This window comes from Morganella sp. Je.2.23, from assembly GCF_051129855.1.
GTDB classification, from domain to species: Bacteria; Pseudomonadota; Gammaproteobacteria; order Enterobacterales; family Enterobacteriaceae; genus Morganella; species Morganella sibonii.
The window spans coordinates 101,287-122,886 of the sequence record NZ_JBCPSQ010000008.1 but is presented as its reverse complement, the minus strand read 5'-3'; the positions used below and the strand labels follow the sequence as shown (position 1 = coordinate 122,886).

At 52.5% G+C, this 21,600-nt stretch carries 17 protein-coding genes and 1 riboswitch; of the genes, 9 read left to right on the top strand and 8 right to left on the bottom strand.

The genetic code is table 11. The features are described from left to right. The first annotated feature begins 15 nt into the window (after nt 1-15). Both carB and AAZR23_RS18945 read left to right on the top strand, forming a co-directional pair. The gene (carB, locus tag AAZR23_RS18950; protein WP_218427370.1) at nt 16-3,243 is read left to right on the top strand and encodes a carbamoyl-phosphate synthase large subunit; all 3,228 of its coding nucleotides are present in this window, start codon (nt 16-18) and stop codon (nt 3,241-3,243) included. 206 nt (nt 3,244-3,449) lie between these two features. Continuing rightward, on the top strand, nt 3,450-4,751 hold the full coding sequence (locus AAZR23_RS18945) for a YadA-like family protein (RefSeq protein ID WP_434694336.1): 1,302 nt from the start codon (nt 3,450-3,452) through the stop codon (nt 4,749-4,751). Nucleotides 4,752-5,062: 311 nt separating this feature from the next. Here AAZR23_RS18945 and dkgA read toward each other — a convergent pair whose 3' ends face one another. The 3 genes from dkgA to AAZR23_RS18930 form a co-directional block, all read right to left on the bottom strand. Then, on the bottom strand, nt 5,063-5,887 hold the full coding sequence (gene dkgA, locus AAZR23_RS18940) for a 2,5-didehydrogluconate reductase DkgA (protein ID WP_434694334.1): 825 nt from the start codon (nt 5,885-5,887) through the stop codon (nt 5,063-5,065). A 28-nt stretch (nt 5,888-5,915) separates the two neighbouring features. Then, nucleotides 5,916-7,073, bottom strand: coding sequence for an alcohol dehydrogenase (gene yqhD / locus AAZR23_RS18935; RefSeq protein WP_046894124.1), 1,158 nt, complete (start codon nt 7,071-7,073; stop codon nt 5,916-5,918). Between the two features lie 180 nt (nt 7,074-7,253). Then, nucleotides 7,254-7,952, bottom strand: a complete 699-nt coding sequence (locus AAZR23_RS18930; protein WP_107680194.1) for a DedA family protein — start codon at nt 7,950-7,952, stop codon at nt 7,254-7,256. Between the two features lie 375 nt (nt 7,953-8,327). Here AAZR23_RS18930 and exbB point away from each other — a divergent pair, with 375 nt between their 5' ends. Both exbB and exbD read left to right on the top strand, forming a co-directional pair. Continuing rightward, nucleotides 8,328-9,236 carry a tonB-system energizer ExbB gene (exbB, locus tag AAZR23_RS18925; protein WP_434694332.1) on the top strand — a complete coding sequence of 303 codons (909 nt, stop codon included), beginning with the start codon at nt 8,328-8,330 and terminating at the stop codon, nt 9,234-9,236. A 6-nt stretch (nt 9,237-9,242) separates the two neighbouring features. Next, entirely contained in the window at nt 9,243-9,665 is a 423-nt protein-coding gene (exbD, locus tag AAZR23_RS18920) for a TonB system transport protein ExbD (RefSeq protein WP_046894127.1), read from the top strand. Between the two features lie 37 nt (nt 9,666-9,702). On the opposite strand, the gene AAZR23_RS18915 is transcribed toward exbD, so the two are convergent. Both AAZR23_RS18915 and AAZR23_RS18910 read right to left on the bottom strand, forming a co-directional pair. After that, complete coding sequence (locus tag AAZR23_RS18915) at nt 9,703-10,881, bottom strand: multifunctional CCA addition/repair protein (protein ID WP_434694330.1); 1,179 nt, start codon at nt 10,879-10,881, stop codon at nt 9,703-9,705. Between the two features lie 31 nt (nt 10,882-10,912). Further along, nucleotides 10,913-11,530, bottom strand: coding sequence for a TIGR04211 family SH3 domain-containing protein (locus AAZR23_RS18910; RefSeq protein WP_182106474.1), 618 nt, complete (start codon nt 11,528-11,530; stop codon nt 10,913-10,915). A gap of 228 nt (nt 11,531-11,758) precedes the next feature. On the opposite strand from AAZR23_RS18910, the gene AAZR23_RS18905 reads away from it, so the two are divergent. The 3 genes from AAZR23_RS18905 (at nt 11,759) to hldE (ending at nt 17,120) form a co-directional block, all read left to right on the top strand. Beyond that, the gene (locus AAZR23_RS18905; protein ID WP_243846684.1) at nt 11,759-12,727 is read left to right on the top strand and encodes an inorganic triphosphatase; all 969 of its coding nucleotides are present in this window, start codon (nt 11,759-11,761) and stop codon (nt 12,725-12,727) included. A gap of 46 nt (nt 12,728-12,773) precedes the next feature. Next, nucleotides 12,774-15,602, top strand: coding sequence for a bifunctional [glutamate--ammonia ligase]-adenylyl-L-tyrosine phosphorylase/[glutamate--ammonia-ligase] adenylyltransferase (glnE, locus tag AAZR23_RS18900; protein ID WP_434694328.1), 2,829 nt, complete (start codon nt 12,774-12,776; stop codon nt 15,600-15,602). Nucleotides 15,603-15,692: 90 nt separating this feature from the next. Beyond that, nucleotides 15,693-17,120, top strand: coding sequence for a bifunctional D-glycero-beta-D-manno-heptose-7-phosphate kinase/D-glycero-beta-D-manno-heptose 1-phosphate adenylyltransferase HldE (hldE, locus tag AAZR23_RS18895; protein WP_434694326.1), 1,428 nt, complete (start codon nt 15,693-15,695; stop codon nt 17,118-17,120). 46 nt (nt 17,121-17,166) lie between these two features. On the opposite strand, the gene ubiK is transcribed toward hldE, so the two are convergent. Further along, a complete protein-coding gene (ubiK, locus tag AAZR23_RS18890; protein ID WP_046894132.1) occupies nt 17,167-17,427 on the bottom strand; it encodes a ubiquinone biosynthesis accessory factor UbiK in 261 nt (86 codons plus the stop codon). Nucleotides 17,428-17,568: 141 nt separating this feature from the next. Beyond that, a riboswitch (FMN riboswitch) is annotated at nt 17,569-17,714 on the top strand. A 167-nt stretch (nt 17,715-17,881) separates the two neighbouring features. Here ubiK and ribB point away from each other — a divergent pair. Together ribB and ygiD are read left to right on the top strand one after the other, a co-directional pair. Next, nucleotides 17,882-18,535: a 3,4-dihydroxy-2-butanone-4-phosphate synthase gene (ribB, locus tag AAZR23_RS18885; RefSeq protein WP_046894134.1), complete on the top strand. Its 654-nt coding sequence runs from the start codon at nt 17,882-17,884 to the stop codon at nt 18,533-18,535. A 186-nt stretch (nt 18,536-18,721) separates the two neighbouring features. After that, nucleotides 18,722-19,501 carry a 4,5-DOPA dioxygenase extradiol gene (ygiD, locus tag AAZR23_RS18880; RefSeq protein WP_434694323.1) on the top strand — a complete coding sequence of 260 codons (780 nt, stop codon included), beginning with the start codon at nt 18,722-18,724 and terminating at the stop codon, nt 19,499-19,501. 76 nt (nt 19,502-19,577) lie between these two features. Here ygiD and AAZR23_RS18875 read toward each other — a convergent pair whose 3' ends face one another. Continuing rightward, nucleotides 19,578-20,738, bottom strand: coding sequence for a glutathionylspermidine synthase family protein (locus AAZR23_RS18875; protein WP_434694322.1), 1,161 nt, complete (start codon nt 20,736-20,738; stop codon nt 19,578-19,580). A gap of 5 nt (nt 20,739-20,743) precedes the next feature. Beyond that, complete coding sequence (locus AAZR23_RS18870) at nt 20,744-21,418, bottom strand: DUF1190 family protein (protein WP_107680186.1); 675 nt, start codon at nt 21,416-21,418, stop codon at nt 20,744-20,746. Between the last annotated feature and the right edge of the window lie 182 nt (nt 21,419-21,600).

Here is a 21,600-nt window from a genome sequence, read left to right as displayed (position 1 = left end):
TCAGGAGCAAAGAAAATGGCAAAACGTACAGATATCAGCAGCATCCTGATTTTAGGCGCCGGTCCGATTGTTATCGGCCAGGCCTGTGAATTTGACTACTCAGGCGCCCAGGCGTGTAAAGCACTGCGCGAAGAGGGTTACCGCGTCATCCTCGTTAACTCCAACCCGGCGACCATTATGACGGACCCGGAAATGGCGGATGCGACTTACATCGAGCCTATTCACTGGGAAGTGGTGCGCAAGATCATCGAAAAAGAGCGCCCTGATGCGGTTCTGCCGACGATGGGCGGACAAACCGCACTGAACTGTGCGCTCGACCTGGAGCGTCACGGCGTGCTGGCCGAGTTCGGTGTTGAAATGATTGGTGCGACAGCGGATGCGATTGATAAAGCAGAAGATCGCCGCCGTTTTGATATCGCAATGAAAAAAATCGGTCTGGATACAGCGCGTTCCGGTATCGCACATACCATGGAAGAAGCCTTTGCGGTCGCTGATGATGTCGGTTTCCCGTGCATTATCCGCCCGTCATTCACTATGGGCGGCACCGGCGGTGGTATCGCGTATAACCGTGAAGAGTTTGAGGAAATCTGTACCCGCGGCCTGGATCTCTCCCCGACCAATGAACTGCTGATTGATGAATCGCTGATTGGCTGGAAAGAGTACGAAATGGAAGTGGTGCGCGACAAGAATGATAACTGCATCATTGTCTGCTCCATCGAAAACTTCGACGCTATGGGTATCCACACCGGTGACTCTATCACCGTTGCCCCGGCGCAGACCCTGACGGACAAAGAATACCAAATCATGCGGAACGCCTCGATGGCGGTGCTGCGTGAAATCGGCGTGGAAACCGGCGGCTCCAACGTACAGTTCTCGGTCAACCCGAAAACCGGCCGTCTGATTGTTATCGAGATGAACCCGCGTGTATCACGCTCTTCCGCTCTGGCTTCCAAAGCGACCGGGTTCCCGATTGCCAAAATCGCCGCCAAACTGGCGGTCGGTTACACCCTCGATGAACTGTCAAACGACATCACCGGCGGCCTGACACCGGCCTCCTTTGAACCGTCTATCGACTATGTCGTGACAAAAATCCCGCGCTTTAACTTCGAAAAATTTGCCGGTACCAATGACCGTCTGACCACACAGATGAAATCTGTCGGTGAAGTGATGGCTATCGGCCGCACTCAGCAGGAATCCCTGCAAAAAGCTCTGCGTGGTCTGGAAGTCGGTGCAACCGGTTTTGACCCGAAAGTCAATTTGGATGACCCGGATGCACTGACCCGTATCCGCCGTGAGCTGAAAGAAGCCGGCGGCGAGCGGATCTGGTATATCGCGGATGCATTCCGCGCCGGTCTGTCTGTTGACGGCGTATTTAACCTGACCAACGTTGACCGCTGGTTCCTGGTGCAGATTGAAGAGCTGGTACGCCTGGAAGAGCAGGTGGCAGATGTCGGTATCAACGGCCTGACCCCGGAATTCCTGCGTCAGCTGAAACGCAAAGGCTTCGCGGATGCGCGGCTGGCAAAACTGGTCGGCGTAGCAGAAGCTGAAATCCGCAAACTGCGTGACAGCTATCAGCTGTGGCCGGTTTACAAGCGCGTGGATACCTGTGCCGCAGAATTTGCGACAGACACCGCGTATCTCTACTCCACCTATGAAGAAGAGTGTGAAGCGCAGCCGAACAACGATAAACCGAAAATTATGGTACTCGGCGGCGGACCAAACCGTATCGGTCAGGGCATTGAGTTTGACTACTGCTGTGTGCATGCGGCGATGGCGCTGCGTGAAGACGGCTATGAAACCATCATGGTCAACTGCAACCCGGAAACGGTTTCCACTGATTATGACACTTCTGACCGCCTCTACTTCGAACCGGTGACACTGGAAGATGTGCTGGAAATCGTGCGTGTCGAAAAACCGGCGGGTGTAATTGTCCAGTACGGCGGGCAGACTCCGCTGAAACTGGCGCGCAGCCTGGAAGCGGCCGGTGTGCCGGTTATCGGAACCAGCCCGGACGCGATTGACCGCGCGGAAGATCGCGAACGTTTCCAGCAGGCAGTCGTCCGCCTCGGTCTGAAACAACCGGCAAACGCCACAGTATCCAATATCGAGCAGGCGGTTGAGCGGGCAAAAGAAATCGGTTATCCGCTGGTGGTACGTCCTTCTTATGTGCTGGGCGGTCGTGCGATGGAAATCGTGTATGACGAAACCGACCTGCGCCGCTACTTCCAGAATGCAGTCAGCGTATCCAACGATGCACCGGTACTGCTCGACCGCTTCCTTGACGATGCGATTGAAGTGGATGTCGATGCTATCTGCGACGGTGAGCAGGTACTGATTGGCGGCATTATGGAGCATATCGAACAGGCGGGGGTTCACTCCGGCGATTCTGCCTGCTCGTTACCGGCTTACACGCTGAGTCAGGAAATCCAGGACGTGATGCGCGACCAGGTGAGAAAACTGGCGATGGAACTGCGTGTACGCGGCCTGATGAACACCCAGTTTGCGGTCAAAGACAACGAAGTGTATCTGATTGAAGTCAACCCGCGTGCGGCGCGTACGGTTCCGTTTGTCTCCAAAGCGACCGGGGTGCCGCTGGCGAAAGTGGCTGCCCGCGTGATGGCCGGACAGACTCTGGCGCAGCAGGGTGTGACAAAAGAAGTTATCCCGCCGTACTACTCGGTGAAAGAAGTGGTGCTGCCATTCAACAAATTCCCGGGCGTTGACCCGATTTTAGGGCCGGAAATGCGCTCTACCGGGGAAGTGATGGGCGTGGGACGCACTTTTGCGGAAGCCTTTGCCAAAGCGATGCTCGGCAGCTCTTCCTCACTGAAGAAAAAAGGCCGTGCGCTGCTCTCTGTCCGTGAAGGAGACAAAGCCCGGGTGGTGGATCTGGCAGCAAAACTGCTGAAACAGGGTTTTGAACTGGATGCTACACACGGCACTGCGATTGTGCTGGGTGAAGCAGGAATTAACCCGCGTCTGGTGAATAAGGTGCACGAAGGTCGTCCGCACATTCAGGACAGAATTAAAAACGGTGAATACGACTACATTGTGAATACCACCGCCGGACGTCAGGCGATTGAGGATTCCAAAGTTATCCGCCGCAGTGCCCTGCAATATAAAGTGCATTACGACACCACGATGAACGGCGGCTTTGCCACCACGCTGTCTCTGAATATGGACCCGACAGAAAGGGTTATTTCAGTACAGGAAATGCATAGCCTGATTACTAATAAATAAGGTAATTAATTAATATAAAAAAATCCGCTGCGGCGGATTTTTTTATTTACCCTGCAAATAAACAAGCAATTCACAGTAAGGAATAAAATTATTTAGTTAATTATTTTTTTTGTTTTTTCTTATGTTTAATTTCTGTTTATTCTTTTTTTCAGCGATTATCAGTATATTTTCATCAGATTAATTTTAACCAATATCAGGACGATCTTATGAAAAAAAACATCTTATCTTTAATTATTGCACCATTGTTTATTCATGCTGCAAATGCAGCAAGCACAGATGTTATACCGCTTCCATCTAACGATGTGATTGGTGAACCATTATTTGAATTTTCGCCAGATAGATCTATTGGTGATCGTGAGGTCGGAATTTCTGAATTAAAACAGGTAACAGAACATATAGGAACGCGATTTACCGAATCAAATGAAATTATTAAAGATATTAAAAAAAATAGTGATGAGAAAGACGACATATTAGAGAAAAAAATAACACATACGCATCAGGTGGCAACCAGCACCAGAAAATTAGTTGATACCTTCATTGATGATGCGGGGAAAAAAATAGTCCCTGAGCACATTAACCGTATGTTACCGGATGCGATTAAAAGTGAATTGTCACCGCTGGAAGCACGGACTGAATTTTTAGAGAATAAAACAGAAGATATAAATACAAAAACAAATAGCATGACTATGTTATTCAACGAAATTCCTGTCCTGATAAAACAGGAATTTGAGACTCATCAGAGTGATGTTGATACGCAGATTGAACGCCTTAGAAATATATCTCATCTTAATGATATAAATAGTCATGAAGAAAAAAGAAATGCAGCGTCAACAAAAGTCGTCACTCAGGCACTACTTGGTGCAACAGAAGAGCTGGAAACTGACGTTGACAAACTGAAAAATAAAGTCCGGGCAGTGGAGCTGCAGGCTGGTTTTGCAAAACATTCGGCGTATACCAGTGAGAAAGATATTCGCGAGAACAAGAATCAACTTAGTACTCAGTCCCGGGATATTGCAAAAAACAAAAAATTGCTCGAATCTGCCAAAGTCGTGACTTCCGTTATTACTGACGCTACCTTAGCGCTGGAAGGCGATGTGGATAAACTGAATACCCGTATCAGCAATGCATCAAAAAAAATAAATACCACCACAAATATTGCCAATCAAAACACACGGGATATTGCTCAGCAGAAAGTGAAAGTTGAGAAAAACACGCTGGATATCCTGAAAAACCGCCAGGATCTGCGCTCCCTGGAAAAGGATTTACGTGAAACCAACGAGCGTCTTGATAACGGCCTGGCGGCCAGCGCAGCACTGAATGGTTTATTCCAGCCGTACGGTGTCGGCAAACTGAATATCACTGCGGCTGTGGGCGGATATCAGTCCACTCAGGCTGTGGCAGTGGGAACCGGTTACCGGTTCAACGAGAACATCGCCGTGAAGACCGGTATGGCATACACCGGTTCGAACGATGTGATGTACAACATGGCAGTTAACCTTGAGTGGTAATGTCATGTCATTGTGACTGAAAGGTCATGTTTCATATACTCCTCCTTTCATATTGGCGTTTTAATTTTAATGAGTAGTTAATTAATTATGTGAATGACAGAGTCACTGAAATACAGATAATTAATCCTGCTATATTTGCCATACTTTGGGGAATACATATTGCGTTCGTGTATTTCCCCTTTTTTATTTATTCACAGAGTGTTTATTTATAGCGCACTTATTCAAAATATATTTATTTAAGAAATAATCTGTTAGATAAATAAAAGCCATCAGTATGATTTATACTGATGACTTTCAGGTAATAAAATAAATTAATTAAATTCTTTCGGCTCAGGCCCTAAACGGGTACCGGAATCCAGTAACTGAATTTGTGAAAGCTCTTCTTTCTCCAGACGGAAATCAAAGACATCAAAGTTTTCCTGAATCCGTGAAGGCGTGACAGATTTGGGGATCACAATTAACCCGCGATCCAGATGCCAGCGAATCACTATCTGCGCCGGGGTTTTCCGGTATTTCGCGGCTAACGCCTGAATAATATCGGTATCAAAAACACCTTCACCACCTTGTGCCAGCGGGCTCCAGGACTCGGTATGGATGGAATGAGTGGCATTCCAGGCCTGTAATTCACGCTGTTGCAGCAGCGGATGTAACTCAATCTGATTGAGTACCGGTTTCACACCGGTTTTGTGGATAATGCGCTGCAAATGCCCGATATCAAAATTACAGACACCGATACTGCGGGTCAGCCCGGTTTTCTGTAATTCAATAAGTTGCTCCCAGGCGGAAACATAGTGATCGTCTGCCGGTGCAGGCCAGTGGATCAGATAGAGATCCACATAATCGAGCTGTAACTTTTTCAGGCTCTCTTCCAGTGCTTTACCGGCGTGCTGCTGATCACTGTTCCACAGTTTAGTGGTGACAAACAACTCTTCACGGGGAACGGTGGTGGCTTTCAGAGCCTCACCGACACCTTCCTCGTTCTGATAAATCGCAGCAGTATCGATCAGCCGGTAACCGGTTTCCAGTGCACTCTGCACCGCAGAGCCGACGACGTCGTTCCCGGCTTTCCAGACACCCAGCCCCAGTTGCGGCATTAAGTGTCCGTCAGATAAGTTAACTAATGCGGGTTTATTCATATGGCCTCCGGTTAGTATTCATGGGGTATCAGACGGCAGCCCGGTAGATCCGTTCGCTGACTTCCGGCGTTATGTCCTTCTGCTCGCCCAGTGCGGTCTGACCGTGTTCGCTGAGTTTGGCAACCAGCTCAGGAATACGGCTGTCATCAATCTGATAATCAGAAAAGCGGGTTTTAACACCCAGTTCTTCAAAGAAAATGCGGGTCGCTTCAATAGCACATTCAATCCGGCTCTCTTCCGAACCGTCTGTCAGATGCCAGATACGCTCAGCGTACTGCAATAATTTTTCCCGCTTGGTTTTGCGTTTTTCCCGCAGCAGTGCCGGTAACACAATAGCCAGGGTTTGTGCGTGATCTAATCCGTACAGTGCGGTAATTTCATGTCCCAGTGCATGCGTTGCCCAGTCCTGCGGCACACCGGCACCAATCAGCCCGCTCAGTGCCTGGGTCGCTGCCCACATCACATTGGCGCGGCTGTCATAATCTTCAGGATTGGCCAGTACTTTCGGGCCTTCCTCAATCAGAGTCAGCAGAATACCTTCGGCAAACCGGTCCTGAATTTTGGCGTTCACCGGATAAGTCAGGTATTGCTCAAGGGTGTGAATAAAGGCATCGACCACACCATTGGCGGTCTGGCGCGGCGGCAGTGTGTAAGTGGTCTGAGGATCAAGAATAGCGCACTTCGGATGCACCAGCGGGTGACCGAAGGATTGTTTATCCCCGGTTTCACGGCGGCTGACAACAGAAAAACAGTTGGTTTCAGAACCGGTGGCAGGGAGTGTCAGTACACAGGCAATCGGCAGTGCACTCCGGATATTGCGGCCTCCGGTGGTGATGATATCCCACGGCTCACCCGGATAATCCACCGCGGCGGCGATAAATTTGGTGCCGTCGATAACGGAGCCGCCGCCGACTGCCAGCAGGTAACTGATGTCGTGCTCACGGATATACGCGATAGCTTTTACCAGTGTTTCATAGGCCGGGTTCGGCTCGATTCCTGAAAACTCATGAACCTCATAGCCATCCAGAGCGGCCAGTACCTGATCGTAAACACCGTTACGCTTGATACTGCCGCCGCCGTACAATATTAATACTTTGGCATCTTTCGGAATTTCACTGCTCAGTCTGGCGATTTGGCCTTTACCGAAATGAATTTTGGTCGGGGTGAAAAGCGTGAAGTTGTTCATTATTTCTCCGGTTAAGATTAGGAAAAATGAAGCGGATAACTAATCGGCTGATAACCATTTAGCTGGTAACTATTAGCGGATAACTATTAAGTGTAGTGTAAATCAGGGCGGGTGTGGTAGCGAACCGGATCGTGCTTTCCGGCAGGCAGGCAGAAAAAAGCTCCCGAAGGAGCCATCATCTTATTTTTTATGAGTGCGGTGACGTCTGCGGTTCAGCAGAGCCCGGCGTCTGCGGTAGTGACGGAACAGCAGATACAGTGACGCAATAATACCGATAATCAGGAAAAAGACCGGGATCAGCAGCAGGGCTGTCATCACCGTTTTTTCGTGTGCTTTGACAAACGGAATCTGATTGAGCACATAGCCGAAGGTGGTAATAATCGCCACCCAGAGAAAACCGCTCAGCCAGTTAAAAAACTGAAAACGGCGGTTCGGCAGTGTGGAGAGTCCGGCCAGCATCGGCAGCAGAGTACGGACGAAACCGAGGAAGCGGCCGATCAGCAGCGCATACAGGCCGTGGCGGTTAAACAGCACTTCGGCTTTCTGATGATAATTTTTCGGGATCTGCGTCATCCAGCGCCTGACGGTTTTGGTATCACTCAGCCAGCGCCCCTGAATAAAACCGAGCCAGCTGCCGATACCGGCGGCGGCGGTCAGAATCACCAGTGTCGGCAGGAAATCCATCACTCCCTTTGCAATCAGTGCGCCTGATAAAATCAGCAGGGTATCCCCGGGCAGAAACGCGGTGGGCAGAATGCCGTTCTCCAGCACAATAACCGTGAAGAGGATAGCGTAAACCAGCCAGAGGACTTCGGGATTAGAGAGAGTGGTAAAATCGTGAGACCAGAGTGCACTCACAATCTCTGATAAACTAGACATTAGATTTCCTGTAAAACGAGATCCGGAACAACGATACAGACAGTGTATCGCAAAAATTGTTCACCCGTTTGATTTGATCGGGTTTTTCTTCTGATTAACGAAAGGTATAAAGGTGGGCGGATTATCAAACCGGCCTGTATATTTTTTATGCGTTTTATCGGTAATCTTGCCGGTTGGTTTACGGTAAACACTTAGCGATCTGTGTGGAATTTCCCTCCGGGACGGCATTTTTTTGGTAAACCTTAATGATAATTACTATCAAATTGCTCAGGGTTTGATATGATCAGCGGGTTTCGTTTTTGGGTAGCGATGAATAACACGATTTATTTTTTGCTGAGAAAAAGTTCATAACAAAAGAGAGTTGAAGGCCAACTGATGCGTAATTTGACCGTTTCTGTGCTATTGGCATTATGTTTAACCGGCAGTGCATTTGCAGATAACACTGCTGCTGTCACACCAGCGACAACAACACCTGTCACCGCGCCGGCAGCAACAGCCGGTCAGCCTGCTCAGACACCTGAACAACCGGCGGTACCTGCAACTGCGGCAGAAGTTCCTGTTCAGGAAATCAGTTCAGCTCCGGCAGACGGTAACCGTGGTTTTGCGGCAGAACTGTCCGTGATTTCCATGTATCGGGGCGCAGATATGATCGTTAAATCGGTTATGATCGGCCTTATTATCGCTTCAGTGATTACCTGGGCTATTTTCTTTGCCAAGGGGGCTGACCTTATCGTTTCCCGCCGCCGTATCCGCCGTGAAGCCGACGCAATAAGCGGCGCACGTTCGCTGGATGAAGCCGCGGCTATTGCCGATACGTTCGGGAAAAAGAGTGTTACCCGGATGCTGATACTTGATGCTGTGAATGAGCGGACTGCATCAGAAAAAAGCCGTGACCTGAGCGGTATCAAAGACCGTGTGACCTTCCGTCAGGAGCGCATCGTGGCGGGTGTTGCCCGTCATATGGGGCGCGGTAACGGCTATCTGGCGACTATCGGGGCTATCTCACCATTTGTCGGTCTGTTTGGTACCGTATGGGGTATCATGAACAGCTTCATCGGTATCGCCCACTCGCAGACCACCAACCTCGCGGTGGTGGCACCGGGGATCGCAGAAGCACTGCTGGCAACGGCATTAGGCCTGGTTGCGGCAATTCCGGCTGTGGTGATCTACAACATCTTTGCCCGTATGATTTCTGCTTACCGCGGGGATCTGGGGGATACCGCAGCACACACTATTTTATGGCTGGGCCGTGATCTCGACCTGGCAGACAGCAAAGCAGGGTAATATCTGATGGCAATGCGTCTTAACGAAGAGTTGGATGACAGCGGCGAATTGCATGAAATTAACGTCACACCCTTTATTGATGTGATGTTGGTTCTGCTGATCATCTTTATGGTGGCAGCACCGCTGGCGACCGTTGATATCAAAGTGAACCTGCCGGCCTCAACGGCAAAACCACAGCCGCGTCCGGAAAAACCGGTCTTCCTGACGGTGAAAGCGGATAACCAGCTGCTGGTGGGCGAACAGGAAGTCACAAAAGAAACACTGGCTCAGATCCTGGATCAGACCACGGAATCCAATAAGGAAACCACGATCTTCTTCCAGGCAGATAAAACGGTCGATTATGAAACGCTGATGGGCATTATGGATGCTCTGCGTAAAGCGGGATATCTGAAAGTCGGGTTAGTGGGTATGGAGTCTGCGGAGAAATAGCCGCAGACTGATCAGCCTGAAATAAAAAAGCCGTTCATCATGAACGGCTTTTTTGTTGCCACTCTCCGACGGCCTCTGCACGGCGGCGGGTGAGCTCCGCTTTGATATCCGCACCTTTGAAGCCGACCTCAATAACCGGTTTGACGGCAACGTTCTGTGCAAGAGTGAAGGCCTCCGCCAGTATATGCCCCTGCGGGTAATCTGTTGCTTCCGGTGCTATCCGGCTGCGGTAATCTGCTTCACAAAGGACAGCCAGCTGTGTGATGCGTTCCGGTTTACGCCAGGCATCCAGGGAATCAAACAAAGCAATAATATCGTCTGCGGTCAGCTGACCGATATCATGAACCGTCCGGTAATGACAGGTGGCAAGCAGAGCCAGATCCCGTGCCGGGTTCGGCACCCGCAGGCGCTCTGACAGTTGCTGAATGGCAGACGTTCCCTCTCCGGTACTGTGGCAGCTCAGATAAAGACACAATGCGGCAAAGCGGATATCGGTGCTGTTTGTCAAAAACACTGTCCGGCGCAGAAGTCCGGCTGTCAGGATGTCATAACCGGTCTGGCCGTCAGTGGCACAGAACAGGGTTTCCAGTTCCGGAAACAGTACAGTCAGTGCACCGCAACGGCGCAGTACAGAAAAGTAGATATCCGGACACGCGCTGCTGAGGGCTTTTTCGGTCTCTTTCCAGACCCGTTCTGCCGTCAGGTGTGCAAGCTCTCCCTGTTGTGTGATGGCAGACATCAGCTCAAGGGTTTCCGGTGCAATCACAAATCCCTGCGGTGCAAAACGGGCAGCAAAGCGCGCTACCCGCAGGACACGCAGCGGATCTTCCGTGAACGCCTCAGAAACATGGCGGAGAATACGGTTTTTCAGATCATCCGCCCCGTGATACGGGTCATACAGTGTACCGTCAGCCGATTGCGCCATGGCATTGATGGTCAGATCACGGCGCTGCAAATCATCTTCCAGCGTGACATCCGGCGCACTGTAACAGGCAAAACCGGTGTATCCGGCGCCGGTTTTCCGCTCTGTCCGTGCAAGGGCATACTCCTCACGGGTACCGGGATGGAGAAAAACAGGAAAATCGCGCCCTACCTGCTGATAGCCGCGTTCCAGCATGATGTCAGGAGTCGCGCCGACAACCACCCAGTCTCTGTCCGAGACAGGCAGACCCAGCAGTGCATCGCGGACTGCGCCGCCGACCAGATAGATATCCACATTTTTCTCCGTACTGCGCTTACTGTGAGTCTCAGTTCATCCAGCGATCTTTTTTCTTCCGGCGCGGAATCATATGCGGCAGCAGCAGACCCAGCAACAGACCGGCACCGGCCACACCGCCGCCGTACATAAACCACTGCAGAATAATATCGCGCTGTTTATCATCTAACTGCACACTGATGGCATCCAGTTTTTTCTTTGCGACCACAACCTGATTACGCAGGCTGTCATTCTCTTTTTTCAGGTTATTGATGATATCATCACTGGCAGCCACGCGGTTTTGCATATCTGCCGTTTTGTCGTTCCAGGTGCCGTCGATATTGGCGAGTTTGCCGCGCAGTGTCTGAATCTCTTCTTCCATGGCAGGAACGCGCTCTTTCAGGCTGGGTGTGGTGCTCAGCAGCTCTTTCGGTAACCAGACATCGCGGTTTTTGCTGTCACGGACCCGGACAAAGCCGGTTTCATTATTGACATCAAGCATCGTGACTTTTTCACCGGAATTGAGTGAGCCGGCGATGCGGTAGCGGTTGCTCGGGCCGCTGTGAACATAGGTGGAGAGATCGTCGGAGACGTAACGGGTTTCTTCAGCATGTGCGGTAATGCTGACAGTTGCTGCAAACAGCAAAGGGAGTAAGGCGAGTTTTTTCATCGTCATCAGCTTTATCAATCGTTGGTTATGAATATCATACTAATGAGTTAAGTGTGCGGGTGCAAACGTTAAACAGCCATGAGATTACTCTTAACCGCGGAATAAATGACGGGATAAAGTGGATAAACAGCGAAAAATCCGGCTGGTGATAACAAATCAGGGTCATTTTTATGACGAAAGCAAGGCCGGGCTGATGATAAATAACAGTACAGGATGGCGGGAATGTCTATGAGCGATTACGAAACAGAACTGAAATTTGCAGTAAAACCGGAGGCGATTGCCGCCGTTATCACCGGACTGACAGCCTTTCCTCATCAGCATTTCCGTGCTGTCCGCCTGACTAACAGCTATTTTGAAACAGCGGATGATACGTTGCGGAAGTGGGATATGGGCCTGCGTATCCGGGGATGTGATACTGAATATGAAATGACCCTGAAAACAGCCGGTAATGATATCGGCGGGTTACATCAGCGTCCTGAATATAATATTCCGCTGTCCCGGCCGGAACTGGATTTAGCCGCACTGCCTGCGGAAGTCTGGCCGCCGGAAACGGATGTTGCGGCGCTGCAATCATCACTGCGTGCCCGCTTTACCACAGATTTTGCCCGTGAAAAGTGGCTGCTGACGGTGAATAACAGTGTGGTGGAAGCCGTGCTGGATCAGGGCAGTGTGGTTGCCGGAGAGGCGGAATGCCCGATTTGTGAATTTGAGATGGAGCTGAAAGCGGGCTCTGCTGCTGATCTACTGACGGCGGCAAAAGCGCTGGCGGAATTACCCGGACTGCGCCTTGCCGGGCGCAGCAAAGCCGCGCGCGGTTACTGGCTGGCACAGGGCGCCCCGGTACCGGTATTACCGGAGCTGTTTACGGATTGGGAGCCGCAGACTCCCCTGACGGATGTGGTCGTCCGCCTGATCAAACAGTGGCAGAGCCTTGAAGAAGCCTGGCTGCTGAATGCGGACGGTGCGTTACCGGCGCTGCGGCAGACGATTTCCCTGCTGCTGACAATGGCTGACCGGTATCCCGGCGCGGTGCCTGATTTTGTCCGTGACTGCCCGCTGCCTGACGTCGCCGCCGCACTGGCATCAGCGGATGCAAAACCTGAGGATGTCTGTTTCAGTCCGCTATGGTTGCAGTGTAAACTGGCTTTCACGCAATGGGTTTTTGCACTGTGGATGGCGGCTCCCGCCATGCCATAACCGGGTTTTGAACTGCAATGTGAATCTGATAACAAAAGGAACATTGATGCTGCCGCTGACCCCGATACTCCGCCAGATTGCTGAGCGGGTAACCACCCGGCTTGATACCGGCACGGCGCCGTACTCTGAACAGGAAGAGATAATTTTTGCCGGCAGTGATTTTGTGGCGGAGCAGTGTATCCGCCATCCGGACTGGTTATCTGCTTTGCGCAACACCCCGCCGCAACCGGATGAATGGCGCAATTATGCCGCCCGGCTGGCGGAGATGATGACGGATGCCACGCAGGAAGAGGATGTGATGCGGGTGCTGCGTCTGTTTCGTTATCAGATGCTGATGCGTATTGCGGTGATGCAGCTCCTGCGCCGGAGTACGACAGAAGAGACGCTGCGCCAGATCAGCGAGCTGGCGGAAGTTCTGATTATCGCCGCCCGCGACTGGCTTTATCAGCGTTGTTGTGCGGACTGGGGCACGCCCTGTTCGCCGGACGGCAGTGCGATGCCGCTGCTGATCCTCGGAATGGGAAAACTGGGCGGCGGTGAGCTGAATTTCTCCTCCGATATTGACCTCATTTTTGCTTATCCGGAAAACGGTGTCACACAGGGGGGCCGCCGTGAACTGGAAAATGCGCAGTTCTTTACCCGCCTGGGACAAAAAATTATCAGAATGCTGGATCACACGACGGCGGACGGTTTTGTTTACCGCGTGGATATGCGTCTGCGGCCGTTCGGCGACAGCGGGCCGCTGGTATTCAGTTTTTCCGCTCTCGAAGATTACTATCAGGAACAGGGGCGCGACTGGGAGCGCTATGCGATGGTCAAAGCGCGCATTCTCGGTCGTGATGATTCTGCTTACAGTGAAACGCTGCGCCGGATGCTGCGTCCGTTTGTCTACCGCCGTTATATCGATTTCAGTGTGATCCAGTCGCTGCGTAATATGAAAGGCATGATTGGCCGCGAAGTCCGGCGGCGCGGGCTGACAAACAATATCAAGCTCGGTGCCGGGGGGATCAGGGAAATAGAGTTTATCACCCAGGTCTTTCAGCTGATCCGCGGCGGACGTGAACCGGGGTTACAGACACAATCCCTGCATGCGGCGCTGGCAGAAATTGCCCGGCTGGGGCTGCTTGGTGAGGAACAGGTCGTGCAGTTGCTGGATGCCTATGCTTATCTGCGGCGGCTGGAAAACCTGTTGCAGGCCATTAATGACAGCCAGACACAGACGCTGCCGGACTCGCCTGTTGATCAGGCGCGGCTGGCTCAGGGAATGGATGCCGCTTCGTGGGCGGATCTGGAAACGGTGCTGAACAGCAAAATGGCGGCAGTACATCAGATTTTTACTGATCTTATCGGCGAGGATGATGAGGAAAGTGACGATGAAACCGCGTTACAACCTTTTATCTCGTTGTGGGAGAGTGAGCCGGAACTGAGTGATATTACCTCACTGTTTCAGCTGAACGAAGACGATGCCGCACAGTTTCTGACCGGTTTACAGGGGTTCCGTCAGGATCTCGGTAAGCGGACCATCGGGCCGCGCGGGCGGGATGTGCTCGATCAGCTGCTGCCCAAACTGCTGGCGAAACTGGTATCACAACCGGATGCGCAACGGGTGTTACAGCGTCTGACGCCGCTGCTGCTCAGTATTGTCAGCCGGACAACCTATCTGGAGCTGCTGCTGGAATCTGATGTGGTGCTGACGCACGTGGTGCGGTTGTGTGCGGCATCCCCGATGATAGCTGTGCAACTGGCACGCCATCCGCTGCTGCTTGATGAACTGCTGGACCCGGCATCGCTCTATCAGCCGTTACCGCTGAATGCGTACCGTGATGAGCTGCGTCAGTATCTGATGCGGGTTCCGGAGGAGGATGAGGAACAGCAGCTTGAAGCACTCCGCCAGTTTAAACAGGCGCAGCTGCTGCGGATCGCGGCAGAAGATATCACCGGCGTACTGCCGGTGATGAAAGTGAGTGATCACCTGACCTGGCTGGCGGAAGCGATGATCGCCGCAGTGGTGCAGCAGGCGTGGGGGCAGATGGTCAGACGCTACGGAGAACCCGCACATCTGACCCGCGGCGGGGATAAAGGTTTTGCGGTGATCGGCTATGGCAAGCTGGGCGGCTGGGAACTGGGTTACAGTTCGGATCTCGACCTGGTGTTCCTGCTGGATTGTCCGGAAGGCACACAAACTACCGGCCCGCGTGAAATCGACGCGCGGCAGTTCTATCTGCGTCTGGCGCAGCGCATTATGCATCTGTTCAGCACCCGTACGTCATCCGGTGTGCTGTATGAGGTGGATGCCCGTCTGCGTCCGTCCGGGGAGGCCGGGATGCTGGTCAGCACTTTGGAGGCATTCGCGGATTACCAGCAGAACAGCGCCTGGACATGGGAACATCAGGCTCTGATCCGTGCCCGCCAGGTGTATGGCGATGAGGCGATTGCCGCCCGTTTTGACGGCATCCGCCGTGATATTCTGTGCCGTCAGCGTGATAACGCGCAACTGAAACAGGATGTCCGTGAGATGCGCGAAAAAATGTATCAGCATCTCGGCAGCCGTGACGACAGTGTATTTAACATCAAAACTGATCCGGGCGGGATCACGGATATTGAATTTATTGCCCAGTATCTGGTTCTGCGTTTTGCGCCGGAAAATAAGGCGCTGATCCGCTGGTCTGATAATGTCCGGATTTTTGAACTGATGGCAAACTATGATGTGATGCCGGAAGAGGAATCTCTGCGGCTGACCGCAGCTTATATTATGATGCGCGACAGGCTGCATCATCTCTCGTTGCAGGATAAGTCCGGTGTGGTACCGCTGACCGAATTTGCCGCAGAGCGCGAATTTGTCCGTGCCCGCTGGCTGCACTGGCTCGGGGAATAAATACCGGCGGCCGTACGCGGATTTTCTGTCCGGTGGCCGGTTTGTGATATTATCAGCAATAATTTCGTTATTCATAAGGTGGAGCAGGGAATGAAAGTAACACTCCCGGATTTTCAGAATGCCGCAGTTTTAGTTGTCGGTGATGTGATGTTAGATCGTTACTGGCACGGGCCGACCAGCCGGATCTCCCCGGAAGCCCCGGTGCCGGTGGTTAAAGTCACTGAAATTGAAGAGCGTCCCGGCGGCGCGGCAAACGTGGCTATGAACATCGCCTCTCTGGGAGCGAATTCCCGCCTCGTGGGTCTGACCGGTATTGATGACGCCGCCCGCGCACTGACCGAGCGCCTGAATGATGTCAAAGTCCGCTGTGATTTTGTCGGCCTGCCGACACACCCGACGATCACCAAGCTGCGCGTGTTATCCCGCAGCCAGCAGCTGATCCGCCTGGATTTTGAAGAAGGTTTTTCGGATGTCGATCCGCAGCCGATGCTCGAACGTATCGCACAGGCGCTGCCGCACATCGGCGCACTGGTGCTGTCTGATTATGCCAAAGGCGCGTTGGCGCATGTGGAAGAGATGATCGCACTGGCCCGTAAATCCGGCGTGCCGATCCTGATCGACCCGAAAGGCACCGATTTTGCCCGTTATCGCGGCGCAACCCTGCTGACACCGAATATGTCAGAGTTTGAAGCCGTGGCCGGAAAATGTACCGATAATGCCGATATCGAAGAAAAAGGCCTGAAAGTTATCCGTGATTTTGATTTACAGGCACTGCTGGTGACCCGCTCCGAGCAGGGCATGAGCCTGCTGCGTCCGGGACAACCGGCTCTGCATTTGCCGACACTGGCTCAGGAAGTCTTTGATGTGACCGGTGCCGGGGATACGGTAATCGGTGTGCTGGCAACCTCGCTGGCGGCCGGGAAAACCCTGGATGAATCCTGTGCGCTGGCGAATGCGGCGGCGGGTGTCGTGGTCGGTAAGCTGGGGACGTCCACGGTTTCACCGGTTGAGCTGGAAAATGCCGTACGCGGCCGCAGTGATAACGGCTTTGGTGTGATGACCGAAGAAGAGTTGCATCAGGCCGTGGTGGATGCCCGCCAGCGCGGCGAGAAAGTGGTGATGACCAACGGCTGCTTTGATATTCTGCACGCCGGACATGTTTCTTATCTTGCCAATGCCCGCAAACTGGGAGATCGCCTGATTGTGGCGGTGAATAGTGACGCTTCCACAAAACGCCTGAAAGGCGAAAGCCGTCCGGTTAACCCGCTGGATCAGCGCATGATTGTGCTCGGCGCACTGGGTGCTGTGGATTGGGTGGTACCGTTTGAGGAAGATACGCCGCAGCGTCTGATTGCCTCTGTCCTGCCGGATGTGCTGGTAAAGGGCGGGGATTACCGTCCGGAAGAGATTGCCGGCAGTGAGGAAGTGTGGGCTGCTGGCGGCGAAGTGAAAGTTCTCAATTTTGAGGATGGCATTTCCACCACCAATATCATCAATACTATCAATAAATCAAAGTAACAGACTGATTATTCAGGAGATACGCATTGCGTATCTCCTGTTGGTGTTACTCGCCGCCTTTTTCTGCCAGGCGTGCTTCCAGCTCCGCCAGACGTTTTTCCATCTGCGACAGCTTTTCACGGGTACGCAGCAGCACCTGTGTCTGCACATCAAACTCTTCGCGGTTGACTAAATCCAGCTTACCGAGCTGTGATTGTAAAACAGCCCGCATCTTTTTATCGATATCCGCTCCGATCTCCCGCACACCTTTCGGCAGCGCGCTTTGCAGCTGTGTGGCAATCTGTTCAATTTTTTTCGGGTCAATCATGATTTTTCCTTTCTGAGCCGGAGGATCGTTATGCCGCAAATAGTAACCTGTTACGGGATTCTGAACCAGTCTGAGTTCTCATTTTGAGCCCCCGGTAAAAATAACTACTGGCCGGGATGATTTATCGGGGGTATAGTGATCACGCTATCTCAGGGCGGGGTGAAAGTCCCCACCGGCGGTAAACATTCCAGTGCGAATGAAGCCCGCGAGCGCTTCACCCAGGTGAAGGTCAGCAGATCCGGTGTAATTCCGGGGCCGACGGTTATAGTCCGGATGGGAGAGAGTCAGCATCAGCCGGGCGAAATCCGCCCGTCCGATCGCATATCATCAATTATCTGTGCTGGTAAAAACCTGCTGCGGCATGGTTTTATGACATGGCTTTATGATATGTATGCAACTCCTAAGATGCCCTGGTTCTGGTAATCATTTTTAATTACGATGAGGTTTATTTACCATGAATCAGACGCTGTTATCAGATTACGGCAATCCGATTGAACGTGCAGAACGTGCCATTGCAGCTATCCGTCAGGGACGGGGCGTTATGGTACTCGATGATGAAAACCGCGAAAACGAAGGCGACATGGTGTTCGCCGCCGAAACCATGACCGTTGAGCAGATGGCACTGACCATCCGTCACGGCAGCGGTATTGTGTGCCTGTGCCTGACTGACGAACGCCGTCAGCAGCTTGACCTGCCGATGATGGTGGAGAACAACTCCAGCCAGTTCAAAACCGGCTTTACGGTGACGATTGAAGCCGCTCACGGTGTGACCACCGGGGTTTCTGCGGCAGACCGCATCACCACAATCCGTGCCGCAGTCGCGGATGGCGCTGTACCGGCGGATCTGAACCGTCCGGGGCATGTGTTCCCGCTGCGTGCGCAGAATGGCGGAGTATTAACCCGCCGCGGTCATACCGAAGCGTCTGTTGACCTGGCGACCCTCGCCGGTCTGAAGCCGTACGGTGTGCTGTGTGAACTGACCAACGACGACGGCTCAATGGCCCGTGCACCGGAAGTTATCGTGTTTGCAAAACAACATGATATGCCGGTCGTGACGATTGATGACCTGGTTCAGTACCGCGAACAGTTAATGGCGAAAGCGGGCTGAAATCACTGACAGGGTCAGTAACTGAACAGACTGAAATCCTGAGAATGCCGCTGCTGACACAGCGGCATTTTTGTATCTGCGTACCCGTCATATTTTTTGAACAACTTCATCATGATTACCCTGCGTGATAAATCCCGGAATGGCATACACTGATCTCAGTGAACAATTTTTTGTGTGAGGTCAGCAATGAAACGATTACCGGCTCTGTTTGCAGGTCACGGCAGCCCGATGAATGTCCTGGAAACCAACCGTTATACTGAAACCTGGCGGCAACTGGGAGAACAGATGCCGCGCCCGTCCGCCATTCTGGTGATTTCCGCACACTGGTATACGCAGGGGACGTGGCTGACATCGGCTGCGCATCCGCGCACTATCCATGATTTTCGCGGTTTCCCGCAGGCACTGCATGAAACGGAATATCCGGCTCCCGGCTCAGCGGCGCTGGTAGCGCGGGTGAAAGATCTGCTGAATGATGACAATATCGGGGAAGATCACGGTGAGTGGGGGTTAGATCACGGCAGCTGGGGGATCTTAGTTAAAATGTATCCGGAAGCGGATATCCCGGTGGTACAGCTCAGCCTCGACGGCAGCAAACCGGCGCAATGGCATTACGATACCGGCCGTAAGCTGGCTGCGCTGCGTGATGAAGGGATACTGGTGCTCGGCAGCGGTAATGTGGTGCATAATCTGCGTGAGATGGACTGGCAGAATGCGCAGGCCGAACCGTATCCGTGGGCAGTGAGTTTTAATAATTTCGTGCGTGATAACCTGGAGAGCGACACCCGGCCGCATCCGCTGGTGAATGCACTTGAGCGCGAAGACGGTAAACGGTCGAATCCGTCGCCGGAACATTATCTGCCGCTGCTCTATATCCTGGGTCTGCGGCAGGGCAGTGAACCGGTTACTGTACCGGTGGATGGTATTGAATCCGGCTCACTGAGTATGCTGACAGTCAAAGTCGGCTGACGATTTCTTTTCGTTATAAAAAATCCCCGCGATACCGGATATCGCGGGGATTTTTGTATCAGCCAGAGACTATTCGTCAGTCAATAATGACATGCGGATAGAAACGGGAGAGATCCTGGGTGATAAGCTCTTTATCTTCACGGATACAGATCCCGGCAGATTCATCATTCACCAGCCAGCTGCCCACGAGGGTATAGCTGTCGCCGAATTTCGGCAGGGGATGGAACTGCTGGACAATCATACCCTCTTCACCGTAAGGGCCGTCCGCTGCGGCAATTTCTTTGCCGTTTTCGATAATACGGATGTTGGCACCTTCGCGGGAGAACAACGGCTTGATAACGTAGCTTTCCATTTCCGGATACGGTTTATCCGCAAAATAGGCTGGCAGCAGGTTCGGGTGATCCGGGAACATTTCCCACAACATAGGCAGCAGGGCTTTGTTGGAGATAATGCTCTTCCAGGCCGGTTCCAGCCAGCGTACACCGGCATCCGTCAGCTTGGTGGAGAAAATCTCCCGCATCATAAATTCCCACGGATAGAGTTTAAACATATTGCTGATAATCTGATCCTGAAGATCAGTAAACTCACCGCGATCGCCCAGCCCGATATCTTCAATAAACAGAAAATCAGTGGTGACACCGGCTTCCTGCGCACAATCCTGTAAATACTGGATGGTGCCGCGATCTTCCACAGAATCCTGACAGCAGGCCATATGCAGATAACGGAACCCGTACTCTTCCGCCAGTACACCGAAACGCTCAATCAGCTTTTCCTGAATACCGTTGAACTGATCGGCATTCTCCGGCAGGTTTCCTGCGGCGATCTGGTCTTCCAGCCAGATCCACTGGAAAAAAGCGGATTCGTACAGCGACGTTGGTGTATCCGCATTGTTTTCCAGTAACTTCGGCGGGTTAACGCCGTCATAAGCCAGATCCAGGCGGGAATAGAGCGACGGCTGACGGGTTGCCCATGACTCACGCACGAAATCCCAACAATGTTTCGGGATTTGAAAACGGGCCATCAGCTCGTCACTTTGAGTGACTTTATCCACCACCTGAAGACACATCTGATGCAGTTCGTTAGTCACTTCCTCGATTTCATCGATTTGTGCCAGAGTGAACTGGTAACAGGCATCTTCTGACCAGTACGGTTCGCCGTACATGGTATGAAAATGAAAGCCGAATTCCCCGGCTTTCCCGCGCCAGTCAGGGCGCTCGCTAATCGGTACGCGTTTCATGCAAATCAGCCGCCCATTGAACGGGAAGATGAACTGCTGCCGGATGAGCGCTGCATCGTGTTTTGTTTCGCCACGCTGTCACCGAACCCGCCACGCGTGGTGGTGGTTGTGGTGGCCGGTTTTGGTGCCATGGCAGTTTTCGGCACGGTCATGCTGCGCCCGCCGGTGGCGGAACCGTAGTTCTTGCCGGTGGCATCAACAAATTTACCGTTAGCCGGGCTTGCCGGGTTACGGGAGGTAAACAGCGGCTGTGAGGCTGCTGCACCACCGCCCATCATACGGCCCATCATATAACCGGCCATCAGCGGCATCCAGAAGCTGCCGGAAGCCTGGGCAGGCTGTTGCTGCTGGCTGTTGTTTGCCAGCTCAGTGGGTGCCTGAGTACACTGGGCTTCACCGAATTCCGCCACACAGTCTTCACGGGTGGCATATTTCGGGGCGGTTTTTGCCGCTTCTTCCAGTGCGTTGTTATAAGCAGTGGTGCATTCACCGGCCTGTGACGGGTTAGCGGCGGAGCACTGCTCTGCAGTGGTGTAGAGCGCAACGGTTTCATCGGCTTCATCGCAGGCGGTTAACATCAGAACAGCGCCGACAGCAGCCGCAACAGGTGCCAGGCGGTATTGACGCCAGGTTTTGCGGAAAGCGTCGCGGTTAATATTCTTGGTGCGTTTCATTGTCATCGTTGTAATATCCGGAAACGGTTTCATGGAGAGGTAATAACTGTCTAGGATAGGGGAAAACTGTGTGAAATTAAAGCAATAATCTGCTTTTTGCATCTGATGTGAATTAAATCGGTTTAACAGAAAAAAAAGATACCGGTATCGCGGTATTTTTACCGACAAAATGTGTCCGTCAGGCGTAA